This is a genomic window from Paracoccus haeundaensis, from assembly GCF_006239215.1.
Taxonomy (GTDB): domain Bacteria; phylum Pseudomonadota; class Alphaproteobacteria; order Rhodobacterales; family Rhodobacteraceae; genus Paracoccus; species Paracoccus marcusii.
On the sequence record NZ_VDDC01000021.1, the window covers coordinates 90,942 to 110,749 of the forward strand.

The window sequence follows — 19,808 nt, forward strand, 5'->3', positions numbered from 1 at the left end:
TCACTGGTCCAGAACGAAGGCGGCGCTGTAGCTGTCCACGTTCTCCGGCGTGATCAGCAGGCAGTCGAACAGCTGCTTTTCGGTCTCGACGCCGGTCTCTCCGGTCTTGATGAAGGTGTCGGCCTGACGGACAGCCTCCTCGGCGAAGACCGCGACGGGCTGCAGGACGGTATAGGCCATCTCTCCGGCCTTCACCGCCTCGACGGCGTCGGGGCTGCCGTCAAAGCCGCCCACGGTCACGGCGTCCAGCTTGCCGGCCTCCTTCAACGCGGCGATGGCGCCGAGCGCCATCTCGTCATTGCCCGAGATGACGCCGGTGATGTCGGGGTTCGCCTGCAGCAGCGACTGCATGCGCTGATAGCCCTGGGTGCGGTCCCAGTTGGCGACTTCCTGGCCGACCTTCTCGAACTCGGGATACTGGCTCAGCACGGTCTCGTAGCCGTTCGAGCGGGTCTGGGCATTGTTGTCCGAGGGGTTGCCGAACAGCTCGACGAACTGACCGCCTTCTTCGCCCATGGCCTCGACCCAGGCCTGCGCGCCCAAGGCCGCGCCCTGCGCGTTGTTCGACACCAGCTGCGCCTTGGCCAGGCCCTCCTGGTTGATCTCGGCGTTGACCAGGAACACCGGGATGCCCGCATCGACGGCCTTCTGGACGGCACCGACCGAACCGTCGGCGTTGGCCGGGTCCAGGATGATCGCGACCGACTGGTTGGTGATCGCGGTGTCGATCAGCGTGCTTTCGGTGTTGGTGTCGCCGCGATGGGCGGCCACGTTGGCGGTATAGCCCAGCTCCTCGGCGGTGGCCTTGGCGACCTCGCCCTCGGTGAACCAGTAGGGGTTGGCCGGATCGTTCACGATCACGGTGATCAGCCCCTCGGCCCAGGCCGATCCGGCCATCAGCGGCACGGTGGCCACGGCGGCCATCAGCATCCGGCGCGTCATCTTCATCATTTGGTCTCTCTCCCTTGGTGTGGTGGTCCTGCCCGGTGCGGGGCAGTCTTTCCGCGCGCCATCCCTGTGGCGCGCGGGGAAGGTCGGGGGCAGGGCCTCACGTCTTGCGCGTACCGCTGCCGTATTGAAGCGAGTTCATCAGCACGGCCAGCACGATGACCGCGCCCGTGAACACCGTCTGCCAGTAGGAGCTGACCCCGATGATCACCAGGCCCGCAGACAGGAAGCCGATGACGAAGGCGCCCAGCATCGTGCCGCGCACGTTGCCGCGCCCGCCGGTCAGGGCCGCGCCGCCGATCACGACTGCGGCGATGGCGGTCAGTTCATACGCGTTGCCCGCTGTGGGTCCGGCCGAGGTCAGCTGCGAGGCCAGGACCAGCCCCGCGGCGGCGGCCAGTGCGCCCGACACCATGTAGACGGTGATCTTGACCCGCTTGACCGGCACGCCGGACAGCTCCGCCGCACGTTCGTTGCCGCCCGATGCGTAAAGCCAGCGCCCGAAGGCCGACCGGCCCAGCATCAGCCCCGCGGCGATCGCCACGACCGCCAGCACGATCACGCTGATGGGCACGCCGCCGATGCGGTAGAAGCCCAGCCAGTTGAAGCCGGTGTTGCCCAGGGCCTCGGACCCGCGCAGGTTGTTGTAGGTTAGCCCGTTGGTCATCAGCAGCGCGATGCCGCGCGCCACGTACATGACCCCAAGCGTCGCCACGAAGGGCGGCACCTTGAAGATCGCGACCAGCACGCCGTTGACCGCGCCCACGGCCGCGCCCACGCACAGCGTCAGCACCACGACCGCCCAGACCGGGGGATACAGGATCACGCCAAGCGCATCCAGTTCGACCCCCTGCATCATCGCGCCGGCGACCACGCCCGACAGCGCCAGGATGGAGCCCACGGACAGGTCGATCCCGCCGTTCAGGATGACCAGCAGCATGCCGATGGACAGGATGCCAAAGATCGCCACCTGGCTGGACATGATCAGCAGGTTCGACAGCGTGAAGTAGTTCGGCGACAGAAACGAGAAGACCGCGATGATGGCGATCAGCGCGAAGAAGGCGCGCCCTTCCAGCAGCAGGCGGCCCAGATGGAACTGGCGGCCTTTCGCGGGGGCGGTCGTGGTGGTTGCGGACATGTGTTCCCTCCCTCGGGCGCGTCAGGCGGCCACGGACTCGCCCGAGGCGGCCATGATCCGGTCCTTGGACACGGTGCTGTCGAATTCGGCCGTGATGCGGCCCTTGTGCATGACGATGATCCGGTGGGCGATGGACAGGCATTCGCTGACCTCGGAGGTCGAATAGACCACCGCCAGCCCGGCCCGCGCGCCTTCCGCCAGCAGGCGGAACACCTCGGCCTTGGCGCCGATGTCGATGCCGCGCGACGGCTCGTCCAGCAGGATCGCGCGGGGCCGGGTGGCCAGCATCTTGCCGATCACGACCTTCTGCTGGTTGCCGCCCGACAGCGAACCGATGGGGGCGCCGCCGCCCGATGTCTTGACCGTCACGCGGCGGATGCTGTCGTCGATCAGGTCGCGTTCGGCGCGGGTGCTGGTGAACAGCCCCCGTGTGAACCGCGCGATCGAGGCCAGCGACAGGTTCTGGCCGACGCTCATGGTCTGGACCAGGCCGTCGCGCTGGCGGTCCTCGGGGACCAGGGCCAGGCCGCGGGCGATGCGGTCGCCGATGGACAGGTGGCTGATCTCGTGCCCCTCCAGCACGATCTGGCCGCCGGTGGCGCGCAGCCGCCCCGCGACCGTCTCCAAGAGTTCGGTGCGGCCCGCGCCCATCAGGCCATAGATGCAGACGATCTCTCCGGCGCGCACGTCCAGGTTCAGCCCGCGCACCAGGTCCTGGCCGGTGGCGTCCGGGACCGACAGGTCGCGGATCGACAGGGCGACCTTGCCCATGGTGCTGTCCGGGGGCGATCCCAGGTCGTAATTCTCGCCGACCATGTTGCGCACGATCCATTCCAGATCGATCTGGGCGCGTGGCGCATAGGCGGTCATCACCCCGTCGCGCAGCACCACCGCATGGTCGGTGATGGTCAGCGCCTCCTCCAGGTGGTGCGAGATATAGACGATGCTGACGCCGCGCGCGGTCAGGTCGCGGATGACCTTGAACAGAACCTCGACCTCGGATGCCGACAGCGCGCTGGTCGGTTCGTCCATGATCAGGATGCGGCTGTCCACCGACAGGGCGCGGGCGATCTCGACGATCTGCTGCTGGCCCAGGCGCAGGTCCTCGACCAGGGTCGCGGGGTCGATCTGCTCCTCCAGCTCCTCCATGAGGGCGCGGGTCTGGCGGTCCTCCTCGGCGTAGTCGACGCCCAAGGGGCCCATGATCTCGCGGCCCATGAAGATGTTGTCGCGCACCGACAGGTTCGGGGCCAGCGACAGCTCCTGGTGGATGATGGAAATCCCCCGGTCGCGCGCGTCATTGGCATTGGCGAAGGCCACAGGCCTGCCGTCCAGCACGATCTGGCCCGATGTGGGCTGGATCACGCCCGACAGAATCTTCATCAGCGTGGATTTGCCCGCGCCGTTCTCTCCGAACAGGGTGGTGACCTGGCCGCGATGGATGTCGAAGTTCACGCCCTTCAGCGCGTGGACCTGGCCATAGGACTTGGCCACGTTGCGGGCGGCAAGGACGACCTGGGCGCTCATTGGACCTCCAGCGCGACGGGGGTGATCAGCCAGTTCGACGGGTTGATCAGCCGGAACGCCCCGGTCACCGTCACCTGCTTGCCCGCCAGGGCGGTGGTGTCGATGGGGGCCAGCACCTCGGCCGCCATGGCGCGGTTGATGCCCGATCCCGCGTCCTGGTATTCGATCTGGTTCTTGAAGGCGCCGAAGGCGATGTCGCCCGGCGCGTCGCGCAGGTCGGTGCCGTTGATCGCGGGGCCGGTCTGCACGCGGATGCGCAGATCCTCGGGCAGGCCCTCGACGGTCAGCGGATAGACCCCGGCCCGCGGCTCTCCGGCGGTGCCGGTCACGGTGACCATCATAATGGCGCCGGTCGATGCGGGAGTGCCGTATTCGGCGATGGCCGCGTCCTGATCGGCGGCGATGGCCGCGGCCAGGTCCGTCGCGGGCACCGCGCGTTCGATCACCGCGTCGCGGATGCGCGGGAATTCCTGCGTGCCATAGGTGTCAGGCGAAAACGCCTGCTGGCGGGCATCGGCCTCGGAGCCGACCTTCACCACGGTGGTATCCAGCGCGATGGCGGCCAGGACGGCCAGGCCCAGGGCCACGGACAGGATCAGGCCGCGACGGCTGGCGGCGGGGGCCCGGGGGGCGGTGGTGCTGTCGGTCATCGGTCTGCCTCTGGCTGGAACACGGGGCGGGCGGGCGCACATCTCATGGTTGATGATAACTTCACGTGATCGACCTCGCGGAGAGGATGCGCATCGGGGCCTGCTCTGCGGCGGTCGCCGCACGGGCCGCATCCAGGGCGCGAGGGCATGCGGGGCGCAAGCCTGTGCTGGCGAAAGTCGTCATGCGGTCCGGCCTCCCCTCCGGTCGATTCGCGTGGCGCGGGCCTGTGATTGCGGCGATTCCGCGCATCCTGTCGGACGCGAACAGGACCAGCTTAGATGAAATAAATTGCCGTGTCCGTAAAAAAATACGTTCCCTGTGCGATCATCGTGATATAAACCGGGGCCAAGGGATGGAGGCATCATGACGGACAAGCAGCGCGACGTGCTGATCGGAATCGATGCCGGGACCTCGGTCATCAAGGCCGTGGGGTTCGATCTTTCCGGGCGTCAGCTGGGCGCGGCGGCGGTGCCGAATCGCTATGCGACCGGAGCGCAGGGCGCCGCGACGCAGGACATGGCCCGGACCTGGGATGATTGCGCCGCGGCGCTGCGCGGACTGGCTGATCATATCCCGGGCCTGGCGGGGCGGACCGCGGCGCTGTCCGTGACGGGGCAGGGCGACGGCACCTGGCTGGTCGGAGACGACGGCCCGGTGGGCGATGCCTGGCTGTGGCTGGACGCGCGTGCCGCACCGACCGTCGGCCACCTGGGCCAGGACCGCGCCCGGTTCGAGGCGACGGGCACCGGCCTGAACACCTGCCAGCAGGGCGCGCAGATGGCCCATATGGACGCCCATCACCCGGACCTGCTGGACCGGGCGCGGGTCGCACTGCACTGCAAGGACTGGCTGTATCTGAACCTGACCGGCGTGCGGGCGACAGACCCGTCCGAGGCCAGCTTCACCTTCGGCAACTTCCGCACCCGAGCCTATGATGACACGGTCATCGACGCACTGGGCCTGACGCATCGGCGCGGCCTGCTGCCGCCGATTATCGACGGTACGCAGGTGACCCATCCGCTGACCGCGGATGCCGCTGCGGCGACGGGCCTGCTGGCAGGCACGCCGGTCAGCCTGGGCTATGTCGACATGGTGATGACCGCGCTGGGCGCGGGCGTGCTGGGTGGGGCGGGCGACGTGGCCTGTTCGACGGTCGGCTCGACCGGGGTGCATCTGCGCGCCGTGACCGCCGACCGGGTGCATCTGAACGATCAGGGCACGGGCTATGTCATCTGCCTGCCGGTGCCGGGCGTGGTCACGCAGGTCCAGACCAACATGGCGGCGACGCTGAACCTGGATTGGGTACTGGGCCTGGCGGCGGGCATCCTGTCGGACATGGGCCAGCCAGTGACGCATCGCGACCTTGTCGCGCGGCTGGACGGCTGGCTGGGCCAAGCCGCGCCGGGGCAGATCCTGTACCACCCCTATATCTCGGATGCCGGGGAACGCGGGCCCTTCGTCGATGCGGCGGCGCGGGCCGGGTTCACCGGCCTGTCGGCGGGCCATCGCTATCCCGATCTGGTGCGCGCCGTGGCCGAAGGTCTGGGCCTGGCCATGCGCGACTGTTACGCCGCGATGGGGCCGCTTCCGTCCGAACTGCGCCTGACCGGTGGGGCGGCGCGGTCGCCCGCCCTGCGGCGCATCCTGTCGGCCGCGCTGGACGCGCCCGTCCGCGTGTCCGACCGCGACGAGGCCGGGGCCGCGGGGGCCGCGATGATGGCCGCCGTGGCCATCGGCGCCTATCGCGACATGGACGCCTGCATCGCCGAATGGGTCACGCCCCTGCTGCGCGCCCCCGAGGCCCCCGATCCCCATCTGGCCGCGACCTATGCGCGGCTGTTCCCCGCCTTTGCCGCGACCCGCGCTGCCCTGCCGCCCGTCTGGGCAGCCATGGCGCGGGCCCGCACCACGACAGGAGAGTAGGATGACCCAAGGCCACGAGATGATCGATCTGTTCGTGATCGGCGGCGGCATCAACGGCGCGGGCGTCGCGCGCGATGCCGCGGGGCGGGGCCTGTCGGTCGTGCTGTGCGAAAAGGACGATCTGGCGCAGGGCACCTCGTCGCGGTCGGGCAAGCTGGTCCATGGTGGGCTGCGCTATCTGGAATATTACGAGTTCCGCCTGGTCCGCGAGGCGCTGATCGAACGAGAGGTGCTGCTGGCCGCGGCCCCGCACATCATCTGGCCGATGCGCTTCGTGCTGCCGCACAGCCCCGACGACCGGCCCGCCTGGTTGGTCCGGCTGGGGCTGTTCCTCTATGACAACCTGGGCGGGCGCAAGAAGCTGCCGGGCACGCGCACGCTGGACCTGCGCCGCGATCCCGAGGGCGCGCCGCTGCTGGACAAGTACCACAAGGGGTTCGAATACAGCGACTGTTGGGTCGACGACGCGCGGCTGGTGGTGCTGAACGCGGTCGATGCGGCGGAGCGCGGCGCGACCGTCCTGACCCGCACCGCCTGTGTGTCGGCACGCCGCGAGGGCGACGCCTGGTCCGTGACCACCCGCGACACCGTCACCGGAGAGGAACGGCAGTTCCGGGCCCGCTGCCTGGTCAACTGCGCCGGTCCCTGGGTCAGCGACTTCATCACCCGCGTTGCGGGGTCGAATTCGGCCCGCAACGTGCGGCTGGTCAAGGGCAGCCATATCATCGTGCCGAAATGGTGGGCGGGGACCAACGCCTATCTGGTGCAGAACCACGACAAGCGCGTGATCTTCATCAACCCCTACGAGGGCGACATGGCGCTGATCGGCACGACCGACATCGCCTATGACGGCCGGGCCGAGGACGTCACCGCCGACGAATCCGAGATCGACTATCTGCTGGCCGCCGTGAACCGCTATTTCAAGGAGAAGCTGCGCCGGTCCGACGTGATCCACAGCTTTTCGGGCGTGCGCCCGCTGTTCGACGACGGGCAGGGCAACCCGTCGGCGGTCACGCGGGACTATGTGTTCGACCTGGACCAGACCGGAGGCGCGCCGCTGCTGAACGTCTTCGGCGGCAAGATCACCACCTTCCGCGAACTGGCCGAACGCGGCATGCACCGCCTGACCGAGGTGTTCCCGCAGATGGGCTCCGACTGGACCGAGACCGCGACCCTGCCGGGCGGCGAGATCGCCAATGCCGATTACGAAAGCTTTGCCAACCTGCAGCGCGAACTGCACCCCTGGATGCCGCGCGCGCTGGTCCAGCATTACGGTCGCCTGTACGGCGCGCGGACCAAGGATGTCGTGGCGGGCGCCATGACCCTGTCGGGCCTGGGACGCCATTTCGGTGGACAGCTTTACGAGGCCGAGGCGCGGTACCTGGTCGCCAAGGAATGGGCGCGCCGCCCCGAGGACATCCTGACCCGGCGCACCAAGCATTATCTGCACCTGACCCGGGACCAGCAGGCGGCCTTTGCCGCCTGGTTCGACGACACCCTGGCGCCGGAGATCGCGTGATGCTGACCCTGTCGCTGAACACCAACCCGCTGGTCAACCGCTTTGCCGATCCGGACGACCTGATCGACACGGTCGCGCGGGATCTGCGCATCCGCGACCTGCAGCTGACGCATGAGTTCATCAATCCCTCCTGGCCCGCGCCGGTGATCCGCCGCCTGACCCGGCAGATGCGCGCGGCGCTGGACCGGACCGGGGTGCGCGTCACCAGCGGCATGACGGGCCCCTATGGTCGGCTGAACCATTTCGGCCATCCCGATGCGGATGTGCGGCGATACTATGTCGACTGGTTCAAGACCTTCGCGGACATCACCGCCGATCTGGGCGGGCGGTCGGTGGGCACGCAGTTCGCGATCTTCACCTATCGCGATTACGACGGTCCGGCCCGGCGCGAGGCGCTGATCCGCATCGCCATCGACTGCTGGGCCGAGGTCGCGGATCACGCGAAGGTCGCCGGGCTGGACTATGTTTTCTGGGAGCCCATGAGCGTGGGCCGCGAATTCGGAGAAACAATCCCGGCCGCCCTGGCGCTGCAGGACCGGCTGAGCGCGGCCGACATGGCGGTGCCGATGTGGATGATGGCCGATATCGACCACGGCGATGTCACCAGCCCCGATCCGGACGATCTGGACCCCTATGCCTGGGCCCGCGCCGTGCCGCGCGTCAGCCCGATCATCCACATCAAGCAGTCGCTGATGGACAAGGGCGGCCACCGCCCCTTCACCGCCGAATTCAACGCCAAGGGCCGCGTCCAGCCGGAACCCCTGCTGGAGGCGCTGGCCCAGGGCGGCGCGGTCGACAACGAGATCTGCCTGGAGCTGTCCTTCAAGGAACGCGACCCGAACGACCGGCAGGTCATCGCCCAGATCGCCGAAAGTGTCGCATTCTGGGCACCGCATATCGACACCGGGGCGGATAAGCTGAATATCTGACCCATCATCGACAGGACGCCCCATGCCCCAGCCCTTTGCCTTTGCCACCGCCACCGAGATCCTGTTCGGCCGGGGGCAGGCGGCGATGGCCGCCGGGCGGGTCGCGGCCCTGGGGCGGCGGGTCCTGTTGGTCCATGGCCGCGATCCGAGCCGCAGCGCCGCCTTGGCGCACGATCTGTCGGCGGCAGGCTGTTCGGTGGCGACTTTCGCGGTGCCGCATGAGCCGGACATGGCGCTGATAGAGGCGGGCGTTGTGGCGGGGGCGGGCATGCAGGCGGTTGTCGCGATGGGCGGCGGTGCGGTGATCGATGCGGGCAAAGCCATCGCGGCGCTGATCCCCGCCACGCGGCCGATGCTGGATCATCTGGAGGTGGTGGGGCAGGGCCTGCCGCTGGACCATCCGCCGCTGCCCTTCGTGGCCATCCCCACCACCGCCGGCACCGGGGCCGAGGTGACGCGCAACGCCGTGATCGGCGTCCCCGAGGCGCGCCGCAAGGTCAGCCTGCGCGATGCGCGGATGCTGCCGGCGCTGGCCATCGTGGACCCGGCCCTGACGGACGGCTGTTCGCGCGGGGTGACGCTGGCCTCGGGGCTGGATGCCGTCACGCAGGTGATCGAGCCCTATGTCTGCACCCGCGCCAATCCGCTGACCGACGCGCTGTGCCGCAATGCGATCCCGCGTGGGCTGGCGGCGCTGATCCGCCTGATGCAGGCCGAAGACCCGCAGGCGCGCGACGAGATGGCCTGGGTCAGCCTGTGCGGCGGCATGGCGCTGGCCAATGCGGGGCTGGGCGCGGTGCATGGGCTGGCCGGCCCCTTGGGCGGGCTGACCGGGGCAGCGCATGGCGCAATCTGCGGCACGCTGCTGCCGCATGTGCTGGTTGCGAACCGCCGGGCGGTCACGGACCGCGCGCTGGCGGCCCGGCTGGACCAGGTGGGCGCCTGGATCGGGGCGGCGTTCGGGCGGCCCGATGCCTCGGTCGCCGAGGCCGCAGCGCTGCTGGCCGACTGGTCCCGTGCGGCGGGCCTGCCGGGGCTGGACGCCCTGGGGATCGACGCGGCGGCATGTCAGGCCGCGGCGCAGGCGGCGGCCGCGTCGTCGTCGATGAGGGCCAACCCGGCGCCCCTGTCGGCCGACAATCTGGACGCGCTGATGCGGGCCGCCGCCTGATGGCCCGGCGAGGACCGGTCGATCCGGAGCAGAGCCTGGCGATCCGGGCGGCCTGGCTGCATTATGCGGGCGGGCTGACGCAGGCCGCCGTCGCCAAGCGGCTGGGCCTGCCCGGCGTCAAGGCGCACCGCCTGATCGCCCGCGCCGTGGCCGAGGGCGTGGTCAAGGTCACCATCGACGGAGAGATCGTCGAATGCGCCATGCTGGAGGATCAGCTGTGCGCGCGCTATGGGCTGGACCAGTGCGAGGTTGCCCCCGACCTGGGCGAGGACGGCATGCCCCTGCGCGCCCTGGGCCTGGCGGGCGCGGGCTTTCTTCGCCGCGAGATCGAGCGGGGCGAACACAGGGTCATCGGGCTGGGCCATGGCCGGACGCTAGCGGCGGCGGTTCGGCAGCTGCCGCGCTTTGACGCACGCGCGGTAAGGTTCGTCGCGGTCCTGGGCGGGCTGACGCGCAATTATGCGGCGAACCCGCATGACGTGATGCATACGCTGGCGGAGAAGACCGGGGCGCAGGCCTTCGTGATGCCGGTGCCGTTCTTTGCCAATTCCGAAGGCGACCGGGCCGTGCTGCTGTCCCAGCCCGGCGTGCGCGACATCTTTGATCTGTCGAACAGCGCCACGCTGACCTTCGTGGGCATGGGCACGGCGGATGCGGGCGCGCAGCTGGTCGCATCCGGCATGATCGAGGCGCGCGAGATCGCCGAGATCAACGCCGCGGGGGGCGTCGGAGAGATGATGGGTTATTTCTTCGATGCCACGGGCCGTGTGCTGGACACGACGCTGAGCGCGCGGACGCTGTCGGTGGACCTGAACCGGGGGCAGGATCAGCGTATCGTGGTCATCGCCGGAGGCGCGGAAAAGGTCGCGGCCATCCGCGCGGTGCTGAACAGCGGGCGCCTGTCCGGGCTGATCACCGACGAGGCGACGGCGCGCGCGCTGATGGCGGGGTGACCCAAACGGGGACGGGTCGGGGAAACCCCGACCCGGTCGCTGCCGCTGGGCCCCGCGCGCGCGCTTTGCGCGCGTGGGGAGCATCGTGGCAAGGCCGCGTGCGGCCTTGGCCTTTGGATTAGTGGCCTGTCACCAGGCGGGCGCGGGCGATGATGGCCTCGGGGGTGATGCCGAACTCCTGGTACAGCCGGTCGATCGGGGCCGATGCGCCGAAGCCGGTCATGCCGATCACGTCGTCCTCGGTCGCGACATAGCGGGTCCAGCCGAACTTGCCTGCGGCCTCGACGGCGATCCGGGGCGCGGTGCCCAAGGTCAGGGCGCGGTAATCCGCGTCCTGCGCCTCGAACAGCTCCCAGCTGGGCATCGACACCACGGCCACGGCCATGCCTTCGGCGGCCAGCGCCTCGGCGGCCTCCACGGCGATGGCGACTTCGGTTCCTGTGGCGATCAGGGTCACGTCGCGGCCCTCGCCGAACTGGCGGATCACATAGGCGCCCTTGGCAGTCAGGTTCTCGGACCCGGCCTCCGTGCGCAGCTGCGGGACGTCCTGGCGGGACAGGGCCAGCAGCGACGGCACGGTCCGGTTGCGGATCGCGATGTCCCAGGCCTCCAACGTCTCGACCGTGTCGGCAGGGCGCAGGACGGTCAGGCCGGGGATGGCGCGCAGGGATGCCAGATGTTCCACCGGCTGGTGGGTCGGGCCGTCTTCGCCCAGGCCGATGCTGTCATGGGTCATGACATAGATCGTGCCGACCCCCATCAGCGCCGACAGGCGGATCGCGTTGCGGGCATAGTCGGAAAACACCAAAAACGTGCCGCCATAGGCGATCACGCCGCCATGCAGGTTCAGCCCGTTCATCGCGGCGGCCATGCCGAACTCGCGCACGCCATAGCCGATGTAGCGGCCGGGCGTCTCGCGCGTGTACTGCGTGTCGACGGCCTTGACGCGGGTCAGGTTCGATCCGGTCAGGTCGGCCGATCCGCCGATCATCGCGGGCACGGCCGGGGTCAGCGCCTCCAGCGCCATCTGGCTGGCCTTGCGGGTCGCGGCCTTCTTGGGCGCGGCGAACAGGGCGTCGCGGGCGGCGGAGACGGCGGCGTCATAGCCCTCGGGCAGATCGCCCGACAGACGCTGCGTCAGGGCCGCACCCTTGGGGGATGCCGCCAGACGGGCCTCCCAGGCCTCGCGGTCGGCGGCGCCACGCGCGCCGATTTCGCGCCATTCGGCGGCAAGATCGTCGGGGATCACGAAGGCCTCGTGGCTCCAGCCCAGGGCCTCGCGGGTCAGTGCGCCCTCATCCTTGCCCAACGGCGATCCATGCACGGAATAGCTGCCCGCGCGGTTGGGAGAGCCGAAGCCGATGATCGTCTTCATCGCGATCAGCGAGGGCTTGCCCGTCTCCGCCTTGGCGGCCTCCATCGCGGCGTCCAGGGCGCGCCCGTCATGGCCGTCGCAGCTCTGGACATGCCAGCCGCAGGCCTTGAACCGTGCCGGGATGTCCTCGGAGAAGCTGACCGAGGTCGGGCCGTCGATGGTGATGCTGTTGTCGTCATAGAGAACGATCAGCTTGCCCAGGCCCAGATGGCCCGCCAGGCTGATCGCCTCCTGGCCGATGCCCTCCTGCAGGCAGCCGTCGCCCAGCATGACCCAGGTGCGGTGATCGACCAGATCACCGCCGAACTCTCCGGCCAGCGCGCGTTCCGCCAGCGCCATGCCAACGGCGGTGGCCAGGCCCTGGCCCAGGGGGCCGGTCGTGGTCTCGACGCCCTTGGCATGGCCGTATTCCGGATGGCCGGCGGTGATCGCGCCCCATTGGCGGAAATTCCTAATCTGATCCAGCGTCATGTCCTGGTACCCGGTCAGGTGCAGCAGGCTGTAGAGCAGCATGGACGCGTGCCCGTTCGACAGCACGAAGCGGTCACGGTCGGGCCAGTCGGGATTGGCCGCATCGAACTTCAGGTGGTTGCGGAACAGCACGGTGGCGGCATCGGCCATGCCCATCGGGGCGCCGGGATGGCCGCTGTTGGCGGCGTTCACGGCATCAATGGTCAGCGCGCGGATGCAGTTCGCCAAAGCGAAGTTCTGCGGGTCCAGATCGGCCTTGGCGGCGATGGCGGGGTCTTTGGGGGTGTCTAAGGGCATGGCGGTCCTCCTGTCGCGCCCTCCATAACCCGCCGCCGTCATCATCACAACAAAAAATCACAAAGTCACAAAGTCGGTGTTGTTATGTGCGCGGATCATGTTATGAAACCGGCGACCAAGGGAGGGTTTGGGTGAAACGCGAAGAACGCAGACAGGCGATCATGGATCTGCTGGTCGCGGCACGCGCCGTGGACCTGGACGATCTGGCGGCCCGTTTCGCGGTCAGCAAGATGACCATCCATCGCGACCTGGACGACCTGGAACAGGCGGGCCTGCTGCGCAAGGTTCGCGGCGGCGCCACCATCGAGGCCGGCACCCAGTTCGAGAGCGATTTCCGCATCCGCGCCCTGCAGGACGGCGAGGCCAAGATCCGCATGGCCCATGCCGCCCGCGCCCTGATTGAGCCGGGGATGACCGTGATGGTCAATGACGGCTCGATGGCGGCGCTGCTGGGCGCCAGCCTGACGGAATGCGCGCCCCTGTCGGTGATCACCAACAACGCCGCCGTGATCGAGCGGCTGAAGGATGCGCCGCGCGTCACGCTGATCGCGCTTGGCGGCATCTACAGCGCCAAGTTCAACGGCTTTTTCGGCATGGTCACGGAAAGCGCGCTGGCCGGGCTGCATGCGGACCTGGCCTTCATCTCGACCCCCGCTGTGGCGGGGCTGCGGGCCTTTCACATGGACGACAACGCGGTGCGCGCGAAACGCGCGATGATGCACGCGGCGGAGCGCAGCGTGCTGCTGGTCAATCACGCGCGCTTCGGGCGCAGCGCGCTGCATGCGTTGGCCGACCTGACCGAATTCGACGCCATCATCACCGACGCGCCCCCCGCGCCCGAGGATCGCGCCGCGATCGACCGGGCAGGCATCGCGCTGACCATCGCAAAGGACCCCGCATGACCCCATTCTGGATCGGCACCAGCTGGAAGATGAACAAGACTCTGGCCGAGGCGATGACCTTTGCCCAAGGGTTGCGCGGCACGCCCGCGCCCGCGGGCATCCAGCGTTTCGTCATCCCGCCCTTCACCGCCTGCCGCCAGGTGGCCGACGCGCTGTCGGAGACCGACGTCAAGGTCGGCGCGCAGAACATGCACTGGGACGACGCAGGCGCCTGGACCGGAGAGATCAGCCCCGTGATGCTGACCGATTGCGGGCTGGACATCGTGGAACTGGGCCACAGCGAACGCCGCGAGCATTTCGGAGAGACGGACAGGACCGTGGGCCTGAAGACCGCCGCCGCCGTCCGCCACGGCCTGATCCCGCTGATCTGCATCGGCGAGACCTTGGCCGAGCGCGAGGCTGGCCGCGCCACGCAGGTGCTGGAGACGCAGGTCCGCGCCGCGTTGGAACCCGTGGCCGGGTCCGACGCCACGATCCTGCTGGCCTATGAGCCGGTCTGGGCGATCGGTGCGAACGGCATCCCCGCGACCTCGGATTATGCCGACGCGCGGCAGGCCGAGATCATCGCGGTCGCGCAGGACGTGCTGGGCCGCCCTGTGCCCTGCCTTTACGGCGGGTCGGTCAATCCGGGCAATTGCGCGGAACTGATCGCCTGCCCGCATATCGACGGGCTGTTCATCGGGCGGTCGGCCTGGGACGTGAACGGCTATCAGGACATCCTGGCGCGCTGCGCCGCAACCATCGGAGATGACGCATGAAACTGGCAATCGCAGGGGACAGCGCGGGCGAAGGTCTGGCCAAGGTTCTGGCCGACCACCTCAAGGACCGCTTCGACGTGGCCGAGATCAGCCGCACCGACGAAGGCCCCGACGCCTTCTATGCCAACCTGTCGGACCGGGTGGCCAGCCAGGTCATGGACGGCACCTATGACCGCGCCATCCTGGTCTGCGGCACAGGCATCGGCGTCTGCATCGCAGCCAACAAGGTGCCGGGCATTCGCGCCGCCCTGACGCATGACACCTATTCGGCCGAACGCGCCGCGCTGTCGAACGACGCGCAGATCATCACCATGGGCGCCCGCGTTATCGGGGCCGAGGTCGCCAAGACCATCGCCGACGCATGGCTGGCGCAGACCCGGAACTTCGACCGCAACGGCAAGTCGGCGGGCAATGTCGACGCCATCGACGCGGTCGGCGCCAAGTACGCAGGGCGGTGATGCTGCGGCTGCCGACGGACGGGCCCGCGACGGGGCCGCTGCTGGACGACGTGCTGGCGCGCGAGGGCGCTGCGGCCATCGTGGCGGCCATCGCGCGCGCGCTTCCGCCCCTGGCCGCGCGGCTGGCGGCGGGGCGCCTGCACGGCGACCCCGAGGCCATCGTCGGCACCAATGACAGCGGCGACCGGCAGAAGGCGCTGGACGTCGCGGCCCACGACCACATGATCGCCGCCCTGCGCGCGGCGGGCGTGCGGCAGGTCCTGTCCGAGGAGGCCCTGGACATCATCCTGCTGAACGACGGCGGCGCCTTCGACGTGGCGATCGACCCGATCGACGGGTCGGGCAGCATCGGCATCGGCGCGCCTTTGGGGATGCTGTTCAGCATCCTGCCCGCCGATCCGCAGGGATTTCAGCGGACGGGCCGGGCGGTGGTGGCGGCGGGCTATGCCTCCTTCGGTCATTCGGTCGATTTCGGCTGGTCCACCGGCGCGGGCGTCCATGTCGCCACCTGGGATGCGGAGGCCCATGCCTTCCGCGTCAGCCGCCAGAACCTGCGCCTGAAGCCCCAGGCCTCGACCATCGCCTATAACGCGTCGAACGAACGCCACTGGGCGCCGGGCCTTCAGGCCTGGGCGCGCGATCTGCGCGCGGGCCGCGACGGGCCGCGCGGGCGCGACTTCAACATGCGCTGGCTGGCCGCCGCCGTGGGCGAGTTGCACCGCATCCTGCTGAAGGGCGGCGCGTTCCTGTATCCTGCCGATGCCCGGCCGGGATACGGCGACGGCCGGCTGCGGCTGATCTATGAATGCGTGCCCATCGCCTTTCTGATCGAACAGGCCGGGGGCCGCGCGACCGACGGGCACGGCCCGATCCTGGACCGCGTGCCGCGCGGGCCGCATGACTTCACCCCCCTGTTCTTCGGCGCGTCCGAGGAAATCGACGCGCTTCAGGCCGCCCTTCAAGGATAACATCCCATGCCGATGATCACCCTGCGCCAGCTTCTGGACCACGCGGCCGAGCATGACTATGCCGTGCCCGCCTTCAACATCAACAACATGGAGCAGGGCCTGTCGGTCATGCAGGCGGCCCAGGCCACCCGCAGCCCGGTGATCCTGCAGGCCAGCCGCGGCGCGCGGGCCTATGCCAATGACGCGGTGCTGGCGGGTCTGATCGCGGGTCTGGCGCGGGCCTATCCCGACATCCCGATCTGCATGCATCTGGACCATGGCAACGGGCTGGAGACCTGCGCCACCGCGATCCAGAACGGCTTCACGTCGGTGATGATGGACGGGTCGCTGAAATCGGACGGCAAGACGCCCGCCGATTACGCCTACAATGCCGACATCACCCGCCGCGTGACCGAGATGGCCCATGCCTGCGGCGTGTCGGTCGAGGGAGAGCTGGGCGTTCTGGGCAGCCTTGAGTCGGGCATGGGCGACGCCGAGGACGGCCACGGCGCCGAGGGCAAGCTCTCCGAGGAGCAGCTGCTGACCGACCCGGACGAGGCCGTGCGCTTCGTTGAGGAGACAGGCGTGGACGCCCTGGCCATCGCCATGGGCACCAGCCACGGCGCGTATAAATTCACGCGCAAGCCCGATGGCGACATCCTGGCCATGCACGTGATCGAGGAGATCCACCGCCGCCTGCCCAACACCCATCTGGTGATGCACGGCTCCAGTTCCGTCCCCGAGGATCTGCAGGCGATCATCAACGCCCATGGCGGCGACATCCGCCCGACCTGGGGCGTCCCGGTCGAGGAGATCCAGCGCGGCATCCGCCACGGCGTGCGCAAGGTGAACATCGACACCGACAACCGCCTGGCCATGACCGCCGCGATCCGCCGCGTGATGGCCGAACACCCGGCCGAGTTCGACCCGCGGGCCTATCTGAAGCCCGCGATGGCGATGATGGCGCAGGTCTGCCGCGACCGCTTCGAAGCCTTCGGCACCGCCGGGAACGCCGACAAGCTGCGCCCGCTGTCCCTGCCGGAGATGGCCGCGCGCTACTGATCCGCCCGGGCCAGCAGATCCTCGACCTTGGGGCCGATCGCATCCACGATCTGCTCGACGCCGCGCGCGTTGGGGTGGATGCGGTCGTCCTGCATCAGGTCCGACAGGGACAGGCCCTGCGTGGCCTTTTCCCCGATCGGCCCCAGGAAGTCGGGGACCAGCACCGCGTCGTATTCAGTGGCCAGATCGGCATACATCGCCTCGAAGTCGCGCTTGAACTCGGGGCCGTAGTTGCCCGGCGCGGGCAGGCCCGCCAGCAGGACGGGCACCCCCGCCGCCCGCGTCTTGTCCAGGATCGCCGCCAGGTTCGCGCGGCTGGAGGCCGGGTCGATCCCGCGCAAGAGATCGTTGCCGCCAAGCGCCACGATCATCGCGTCGGGCCCGTCCGCCAGCGTCCAGTCGATCCGCGCGGCACCCCCCGCCGTGGTATCCCCCGACACGCCCGCATTGGTCACTGCGACGTCATGGCCGCGACCCCGCAGCCAGGCCTCCAGCACGGGCACGAACCCCTGATCCTGCGGCAGGCCGTATCCCTGCGTCAGACTGTCGCCCATCGCGGTCAGGCGCAGCGTCTCTGCGTTAGCAGGGGCTGCCCATGATGCCGCGATGGTGACCGCCAGCGCGGTCAGCGCGGCCGTCAGGCGGTTGCCTTCGCGGGCGGGCCGACCATATCGTGCCCCGACACCCAGACCGCGACGAAGGAGCGACCCGATGGCCGACCCCGTGATCCGCCTGTCCGATGCGCATCTGACGTTGCAGGGCAATGCCGGGCCGGTCCCGATCCTGCGTGGCCTGTCGCTGCAGGTCGAACGCGGAGAGACGGTCGGGCTGGTGGGTCCTTCGGGATCGGGCAAGTCGTCGCTCCTCATGCTGATGGGCGGTCTGGAACGCGCCACGGGCGGCCTTGTCCAGGCGATGGGTCAGGACCTGACCGCGCTGGACGAGGATGCGCTGGCGCGCTTTCGTCTGTCCCATATGGGGGTGGTGTTCCAGTCCTTCCACCTGATCCCCACCATGACGGCGCTTGAAAATGTCGCGACGCCGCTGGAGCTGGCCGGTGCGCCCGACGCCTTCGCCCGCGCGGCGGCGGAATTGGACCGCGTGGGCTTGGGCGCGCGCCGCGACCATTACCCCGCGCAACTGTCGGGCGGAGAGCAGCAGCGCGTGGCCTTGGCCCGCGCCGCGGCGCCGCGCCCGGCGATCCTGCTGGCGGACGAACCCACCGGCAATCTGGACGGGGCGACGGGGCAGGCGATCATGGACCTGCTGTTCGGGCTGCGCGCCGATCATGGCGCGACGCTGGTGCTGGTCACGCATGACCCGGACCTGGCGCGGCGCTGCGACCGGGTGATCCGCCTGGCCGACGGCCGTCTGGCCGCCGAGGCCGCGGCATGAGCCTGGCGCTGGCGGCCCGGCTGGCGCGGCGCGACCTGCGCGGGGGCCTGCGCGGGTTCTGGGTGCTGCTGACCTGCCTGGCGCTCGGCGTGGCCGCCATCGCCGCCGTGGGCTCGGTGCGCGCGGCGATCCAGGCGGGGCTGACCGCGCAGGGCGCGATCCTGCTGGGCGGCGATGCCGAGGTGCAGCTGACCTATCGCTTTGCCACGCCCTCAGAGCGTGACTGGCTGGAGGATCGGGCCGTCACGGTATCCGAAATCGTCGATTTCCGGTCCATGGCGGTGGTCGGGCAGGGGGACGCGTCAGAACGCGCCCTGACCCAGGTCAAGGGTGTGGACGCGGCTTGGCCCCTTCTGGGACAGGCGGTACTGGACCCGCCCATGCCGCTGGGGCAGGCCTTGGGGGCGACCCCGCAGGGCCTGCCCGGGGGCGTGATGGCGCCGCTGCTGGCCGACAGGCTGGGGCTGTCGCCTGGCGACATGTTCCGCCTTGGCACGCAGGATTTCGTGCTGACCGCGCGGCTGGTCAGCGAACCCGATGCGGGGGCGGCCAGCTTCGGCTTTGGCCCCCGCACCCTGGTCCTGCGCGAGGCGCTGGCCGACAGCGATCTGCTGGGCGCGGGCACGCTGTATGACAGCAACTATCGGCTGGCGCTGCCGCCGGGGACCGATCTGGATGCGCTGCGGGCCGACTGGCGCGCGGCCTTCCCCGACAGCGGCGCGCGCTGGCGCGACAGCCGCCGCGGCGCGCCGGGCATCGACAGTTTCGTGGACCGCATCGGCGCGTTCCTGGTGCTGGTCGGGCTGACCGGGCTGGCCGTGGGCGGGGTCGGCGTGTCGGCGGCGGTGCGCGCGCATCTGGCCCGCAAGACCGAGACCATCGCCGTGCTGAAGACCTTCGGTGCGTCGGGGCGGACGATCTTTCAGGTCTACCTGCTGCAGATCGGGGCGGTGACCGCGATCGGCGTCACGGCGGGGCTGATCCTGGGGGCGCTGGTGCCGCTGGCGCTGGCGCCGCTGCTGACGGCGCGCCTGCCGGTGCCGGCGGTCTTCGGCGTCTATCCGGGCCCCCTGGCGCAGGCGGCGGTCTATGGCGTGCTGACTGCGTTCATCTTTGCGCTGTGGCCCTTGGCGCGAACGCGGCGCATCCGCGCGGCGACCTTGTTCCGCGACGCGGACGCATCCGGGGGCGGCTGGCCCGAACGGCGCTATCTGGTGATGATCGTCGCGGCGCTGATCGCGCTGGTGGGGGCTGCCGCACTGTTTTCGGGGCTGTGGCGCCTGACGCTTGGCATGGCGGGGGGCGTCCTTGCGGCCTTCGTCGTGCTGGCCGGGGCGGCGGCGCTGGTCCGGCGCGCGGCGGCGGCGGGGGCGCGGCTGGCGCG

18 protein-coding genes are annotated in these 19,808 nt (G+C 69.7%); 12 read left to right on the forward strand and 6 right to left on the reverse strand.

Annotation, left to right across the window (positions count from 1 at the left end):
- The 4 genes from FHD67_RS12810 to FHD67_RS12825 form a co-directional block, all read right to left on the reverse strand.
- Complete coding sequence (locus FHD67_RS12810) at positions 1 to 951, reverse strand: D-ribose ABC transporter substrate-binding protein (RefSeq protein ID WP_045982694.1); 951 nt, start codon at positions 949 to 951, stop codon at positions 1 to 3.
- Positions 952 to 1,048: 97 nt separating this feature from the next.
- A complete protein-coding gene (locus tag FHD67_RS12815) occupies positions 1,049 to 2,086 on the reverse strand; it encodes an ABC transporter permease (RefSeq protein ID WP_042245462.1) in 1,038 nt (345 codons plus the stop codon).
- A gap of 21 nt (positions 2,087 to 2,107) precedes the next feature.
- Complete coding sequence (locus FHD67_RS12820) at positions 2,108 to 3,613, reverse strand: sugar ABC transporter ATP-binding protein (RefSeq protein WP_139598893.1); 1,506 nt, start codon at positions 3,611 to 3,613, stop codon at positions 2,108 to 2,110.
- Positions 3,610 to 4,263 (reverse strand): DUF2291 family protein, encoded by a 654-nt coding sequence (locus FHD67_RS12825; protein ID WP_139598894.1) that lies wholly within the window; start codon positions 4,261 to 4,263, stop codon positions 3,610 to 3,612. The genes FHD67_RS12820 and FHD67_RS12825 overlap by 4 nt, the downstream gene beginning before the upstream one ends.
- A 364-nt stretch (positions 4,264 to 4,627) precedes the next feature.
- On the opposite strand from FHD67_RS12825, the gene FHD67_RS12830 reads away from it, so the two are divergent.
- From FHD67_RS12830 to FHD67_RS12850, 5 genes are read left to right on the forward strand one after another with little or no spacing between them, the layout of a single operon-like run.
- Positions 4,628 to 6,187: an FGGY-family carbohydrate kinase gene (locus tag FHD67_RS12830; protein WP_046000187.1), complete on the forward strand. Its 1,560-nt coding sequence runs from the start codon at positions 4,628 to 4,630 to the stop codon at positions 6,185 to 6,187.
- A gap of 1 nt (position 6,188) precedes the next feature.
- Positions 6,189 to 7,706, forward strand: a complete 1,518-nt coding sequence (locus tag FHD67_RS12835; protein ID WP_139598895.1) for a glycerol-3-phosphate dehydrogenase — start codon at positions 6,189 to 6,191, stop codon at positions 7,704 to 7,706.
- On the forward strand, positions 7,703 to 8,635 hold the full coding sequence (locus FHD67_RS12840; protein WP_139598896.1) for a sugar phosphate isomerase/epimerase family protein: 933 nt from the start codon (positions 7,703 to 7,705) through the stop codon (positions 8,633 to 8,635). The genes FHD67_RS12835 and FHD67_RS12840 overlap by 4 nt, the downstream gene beginning before the upstream one ends.
- A 22-nt stretch (positions 8,636 to 8,657) precedes the next feature.
- Positions 8,658 to 9,806 (forward strand): iron-containing alcohol dehydrogenase, encoded by a 1,149-nt coding sequence (locus FHD67_RS12845; protein WP_046000190.1) that lies wholly within the window; start codon positions 8,658 to 8,660, stop codon positions 9,804 to 9,806.
- The gene (locus tag FHD67_RS12850) at positions 9,806 to 10,759 is read left to right on the forward strand and encodes a sugar-binding transcriptional regulator (protein ID WP_046000191.1); all 954 of its coding nucleotides are present in this window, start codon (positions 9,806 to 9,808) and stop codon (positions 10,757 to 10,759) included. Before FHD67_RS12845 ends, FHD67_RS12850 begins: the two co-directional genes overlap by 1 nt.
- Before the next feature lie 118 nt (positions 10,760 to 10,877).
- Here the strand turns inward: FHD67_RS12850 and tkt are convergent, their stop codons facing one another.
- Positions 10,878 to 12,902 carry a transketolase gene (gene tkt, locus FHD67_RS12855; RefSeq protein WP_139598897.1) on the reverse strand — a complete coding sequence of 675 codons (2,025 nt, stop codon included), beginning with the start codon at positions 12,900 to 12,902 and terminating at the stop codon, positions 10,878 to 10,880.
- 131 nt (positions 12,903 to 13,033) lie between these two features.
- Here tkt and FHD67_RS12860 point away from each other — a divergent pair, with 131 nt between their 5' ends.
- Genes FHD67_RS12860 through fba form a run of 5 tightly spaced genes read left to right on the forward strand, consistent with a single transcriptional unit; the run spans position 13,034 to position 17,029 of the window.
- A complete protein-coding gene (locus FHD67_RS12860) occupies positions 13,034 to 13,804 on the forward strand; it encodes a DeoR/GlpR family DNA-binding transcription regulator (protein ID WP_045982702.1) in 771 nt (256 codons plus the stop codon).
- A complete protein-coding gene (locus FHD67_RS12865; RefSeq protein ID WP_139598898.1) occupies positions 13,801 to 14,562 on the forward strand; it encodes a triose-phosphate isomerase in 762 nt (253 codons plus the stop codon). Before FHD67_RS12860 ends, FHD67_RS12865 begins: the two co-directional genes overlap by 4 nt.
- Positions 14,559 to 15,020 carry a D-erythrulose-4-phosphate isomerase gene (gene derI, locus FHD67_RS12870; RefSeq protein WP_139598899.1) on the forward strand — a complete coding sequence of 154 codons (462 nt, stop codon included), beginning with the start codon at positions 14,559 to 14,561 and terminating at the stop codon, positions 15,018 to 15,020. The genes FHD67_RS12865 and derI overlap by 4 nt, the downstream gene beginning before the upstream one ends.
- Positions 15,020 to 15,988 (forward strand): class 1 fructose-bisphosphatase, encoded by a 969-nt coding sequence (locus FHD67_RS12875; RefSeq protein WP_139598900.1) that lies wholly within the window; start codon positions 15,020 to 15,022, stop codon positions 15,986 to 15,988. Before derI ends, FHD67_RS12875 begins: the two co-directional genes overlap by 1 nt.
- Before the next feature lie 6 nt (positions 15,989 to 15,994).
- Positions 15,995 to 17,029 (forward strand): class II fructose-bisphosphate aldolase, encoded by a 1,035-nt coding sequence (gene fba / locus FHD67_RS12880; protein WP_139598901.1) that lies wholly within the window; start codon positions 15,995 to 15,997, stop codon positions 17,027 to 17,029.
- Here fba and FHD67_RS20915 read toward each other — a convergent pair.
- Complete coding sequence (locus FHD67_RS20915) at positions 17,023 to 17,583, reverse strand: arylesterase (protein ID WP_246071289.1); 561 nt, start codon at positions 17,581 to 17,583, stop codon at positions 17,023 to 17,025. The two genes, fba and FHD67_RS20915, sit on opposite strands and share 7 nt — an antisense overlap.
- Before the next feature lie 157 nt (positions 17,584 to 17,740).
- Here FHD67_RS20915 and FHD67_RS12890 point away from each other — a divergent pair, with 157 nt between their 5' ends.
- Positions 17,741 to 18,424, forward strand: a complete 684-nt coding sequence (locus FHD67_RS12890; protein ID WP_245008357.1) for an ABC transporter ATP-binding protein — start codon at positions 17,741 to 17,743, stop codon at positions 18,422 to 18,424.
- On the forward strand, positions 18,421 to 19,808 hold a 1,388-nt coding region (locus FHD67_RS12895; RefSeq protein ID WP_139598904.1), incomplete at its 3' end, for an ABC transporter permease. The genes FHD67_RS12890 and FHD67_RS12895, both read left to right, overlap by 4 nt.

Excerpts from the sequence above, each read along its gene's own strand:
- FHD67_RS12810 (WP_045982694.1), bottom strand. The coding sequence starts at position 951 with ATGATGAAGATGACGCGCCGGATGCTGATGGCCGCCGTGGCCACCGTG.
- FHD67_RS12845 (WP_046000190.1), top strand. The coding sequence starts at position 8,658 with ATGCCCCAGCCCTTTGCCTTTGCCACCGCCACCGAGATCCTGTTCGGC.
- FHD67_RS12850 (WP_046000191.1), top strand. The coding sequence starts at position 9,806 with ATGGCCCGGCGAGGACCGGTCGATCCGGAGCAGAGCCTGGCGATCCGG.
- FHD67_RS12820 (WP_139598893.1), bottom strand. The coding sequence starts at position 3,613 with ATGAGCGCCCAGGTCGTCCTTGCCGCCCGCAACGTGGCCAAGTCCTAT.
- FHD67_RS12890 (WP_245008357.1), top strand. The coding sequence starts at position 17,741 with ATGGCCGACCCCGTGATCCGCCTGTCCGATGCGCATCTGACGTTGCAG.
- FHD67_RS12830 (WP_046000187.1), top strand. The coding sequence starts at position 4,628 with ATGACGGACAAGCAGCGCGACGTGCTGATCGGAATCGATGCCGGGACC.
- FHD67_RS12815 (WP_042245462.1), bottom strand. The coding sequence starts at position 2,086 with ATGTCCGCAACCACCACGACCGCCCCCGCGAAAGGCCGCCAGTTCCAT.
- FHD67_RS20915 (WP_246071289.1), bottom strand. The coding sequence starts at position 17,583 with ATGGGCGACAGTCTGACGCAGGGATACGGCCTGCCGCAGGATCAGGGG.
- tkt (WP_139598897.1), bottom strand. The coding sequence starts at position 12,902 with ATGCCCTTAGACACCCCCAAAGACCCCGCCATCGCCGCCAAGGCCGAT.
- FHD67_RS12835 (WP_139598895.1), top strand. The coding sequence starts at position 6,189 with ATGACCCAAGGCCACGAGATGATCGATCTGTTCGTGATCGGCGGCGGC.
- FHD67_RS12865 (WP_139598898.1), top strand. The coding sequence starts at position 13,801 with ATGACCCCATTCTGGATCGGCACCAGCTGGAAGATGAACAAGACTCTG.
- FHD67_RS12875 (WP_139598900.1), top strand. The coding sequence starts at position 15,020 with ATGCTGCGGCTGCCGACGGACGGGCCCGCGACGGGGCCGCTGCTGGAC.
- fba (WP_139598901.1), top strand. The coding sequence starts at position 15,995 with ATGCCGATGATCACCCTGCGCCAGCTTCTGGACCACGCGGCCGAGCAT.
- FHD67_RS12825 (WP_139598894.1), bottom strand. The coding sequence starts at position 4,263 with ATGACCGACAGCACCACCGCCCCCCGGGCCCCCGCCGCCAGCCGTCGC.
- derI (WP_139598899.1), top strand. The coding sequence starts at position 14,559 with ATGAAACTGGCAATCGCAGGGGACAGCGCGGGCGAAGGTCTGGCCAAG.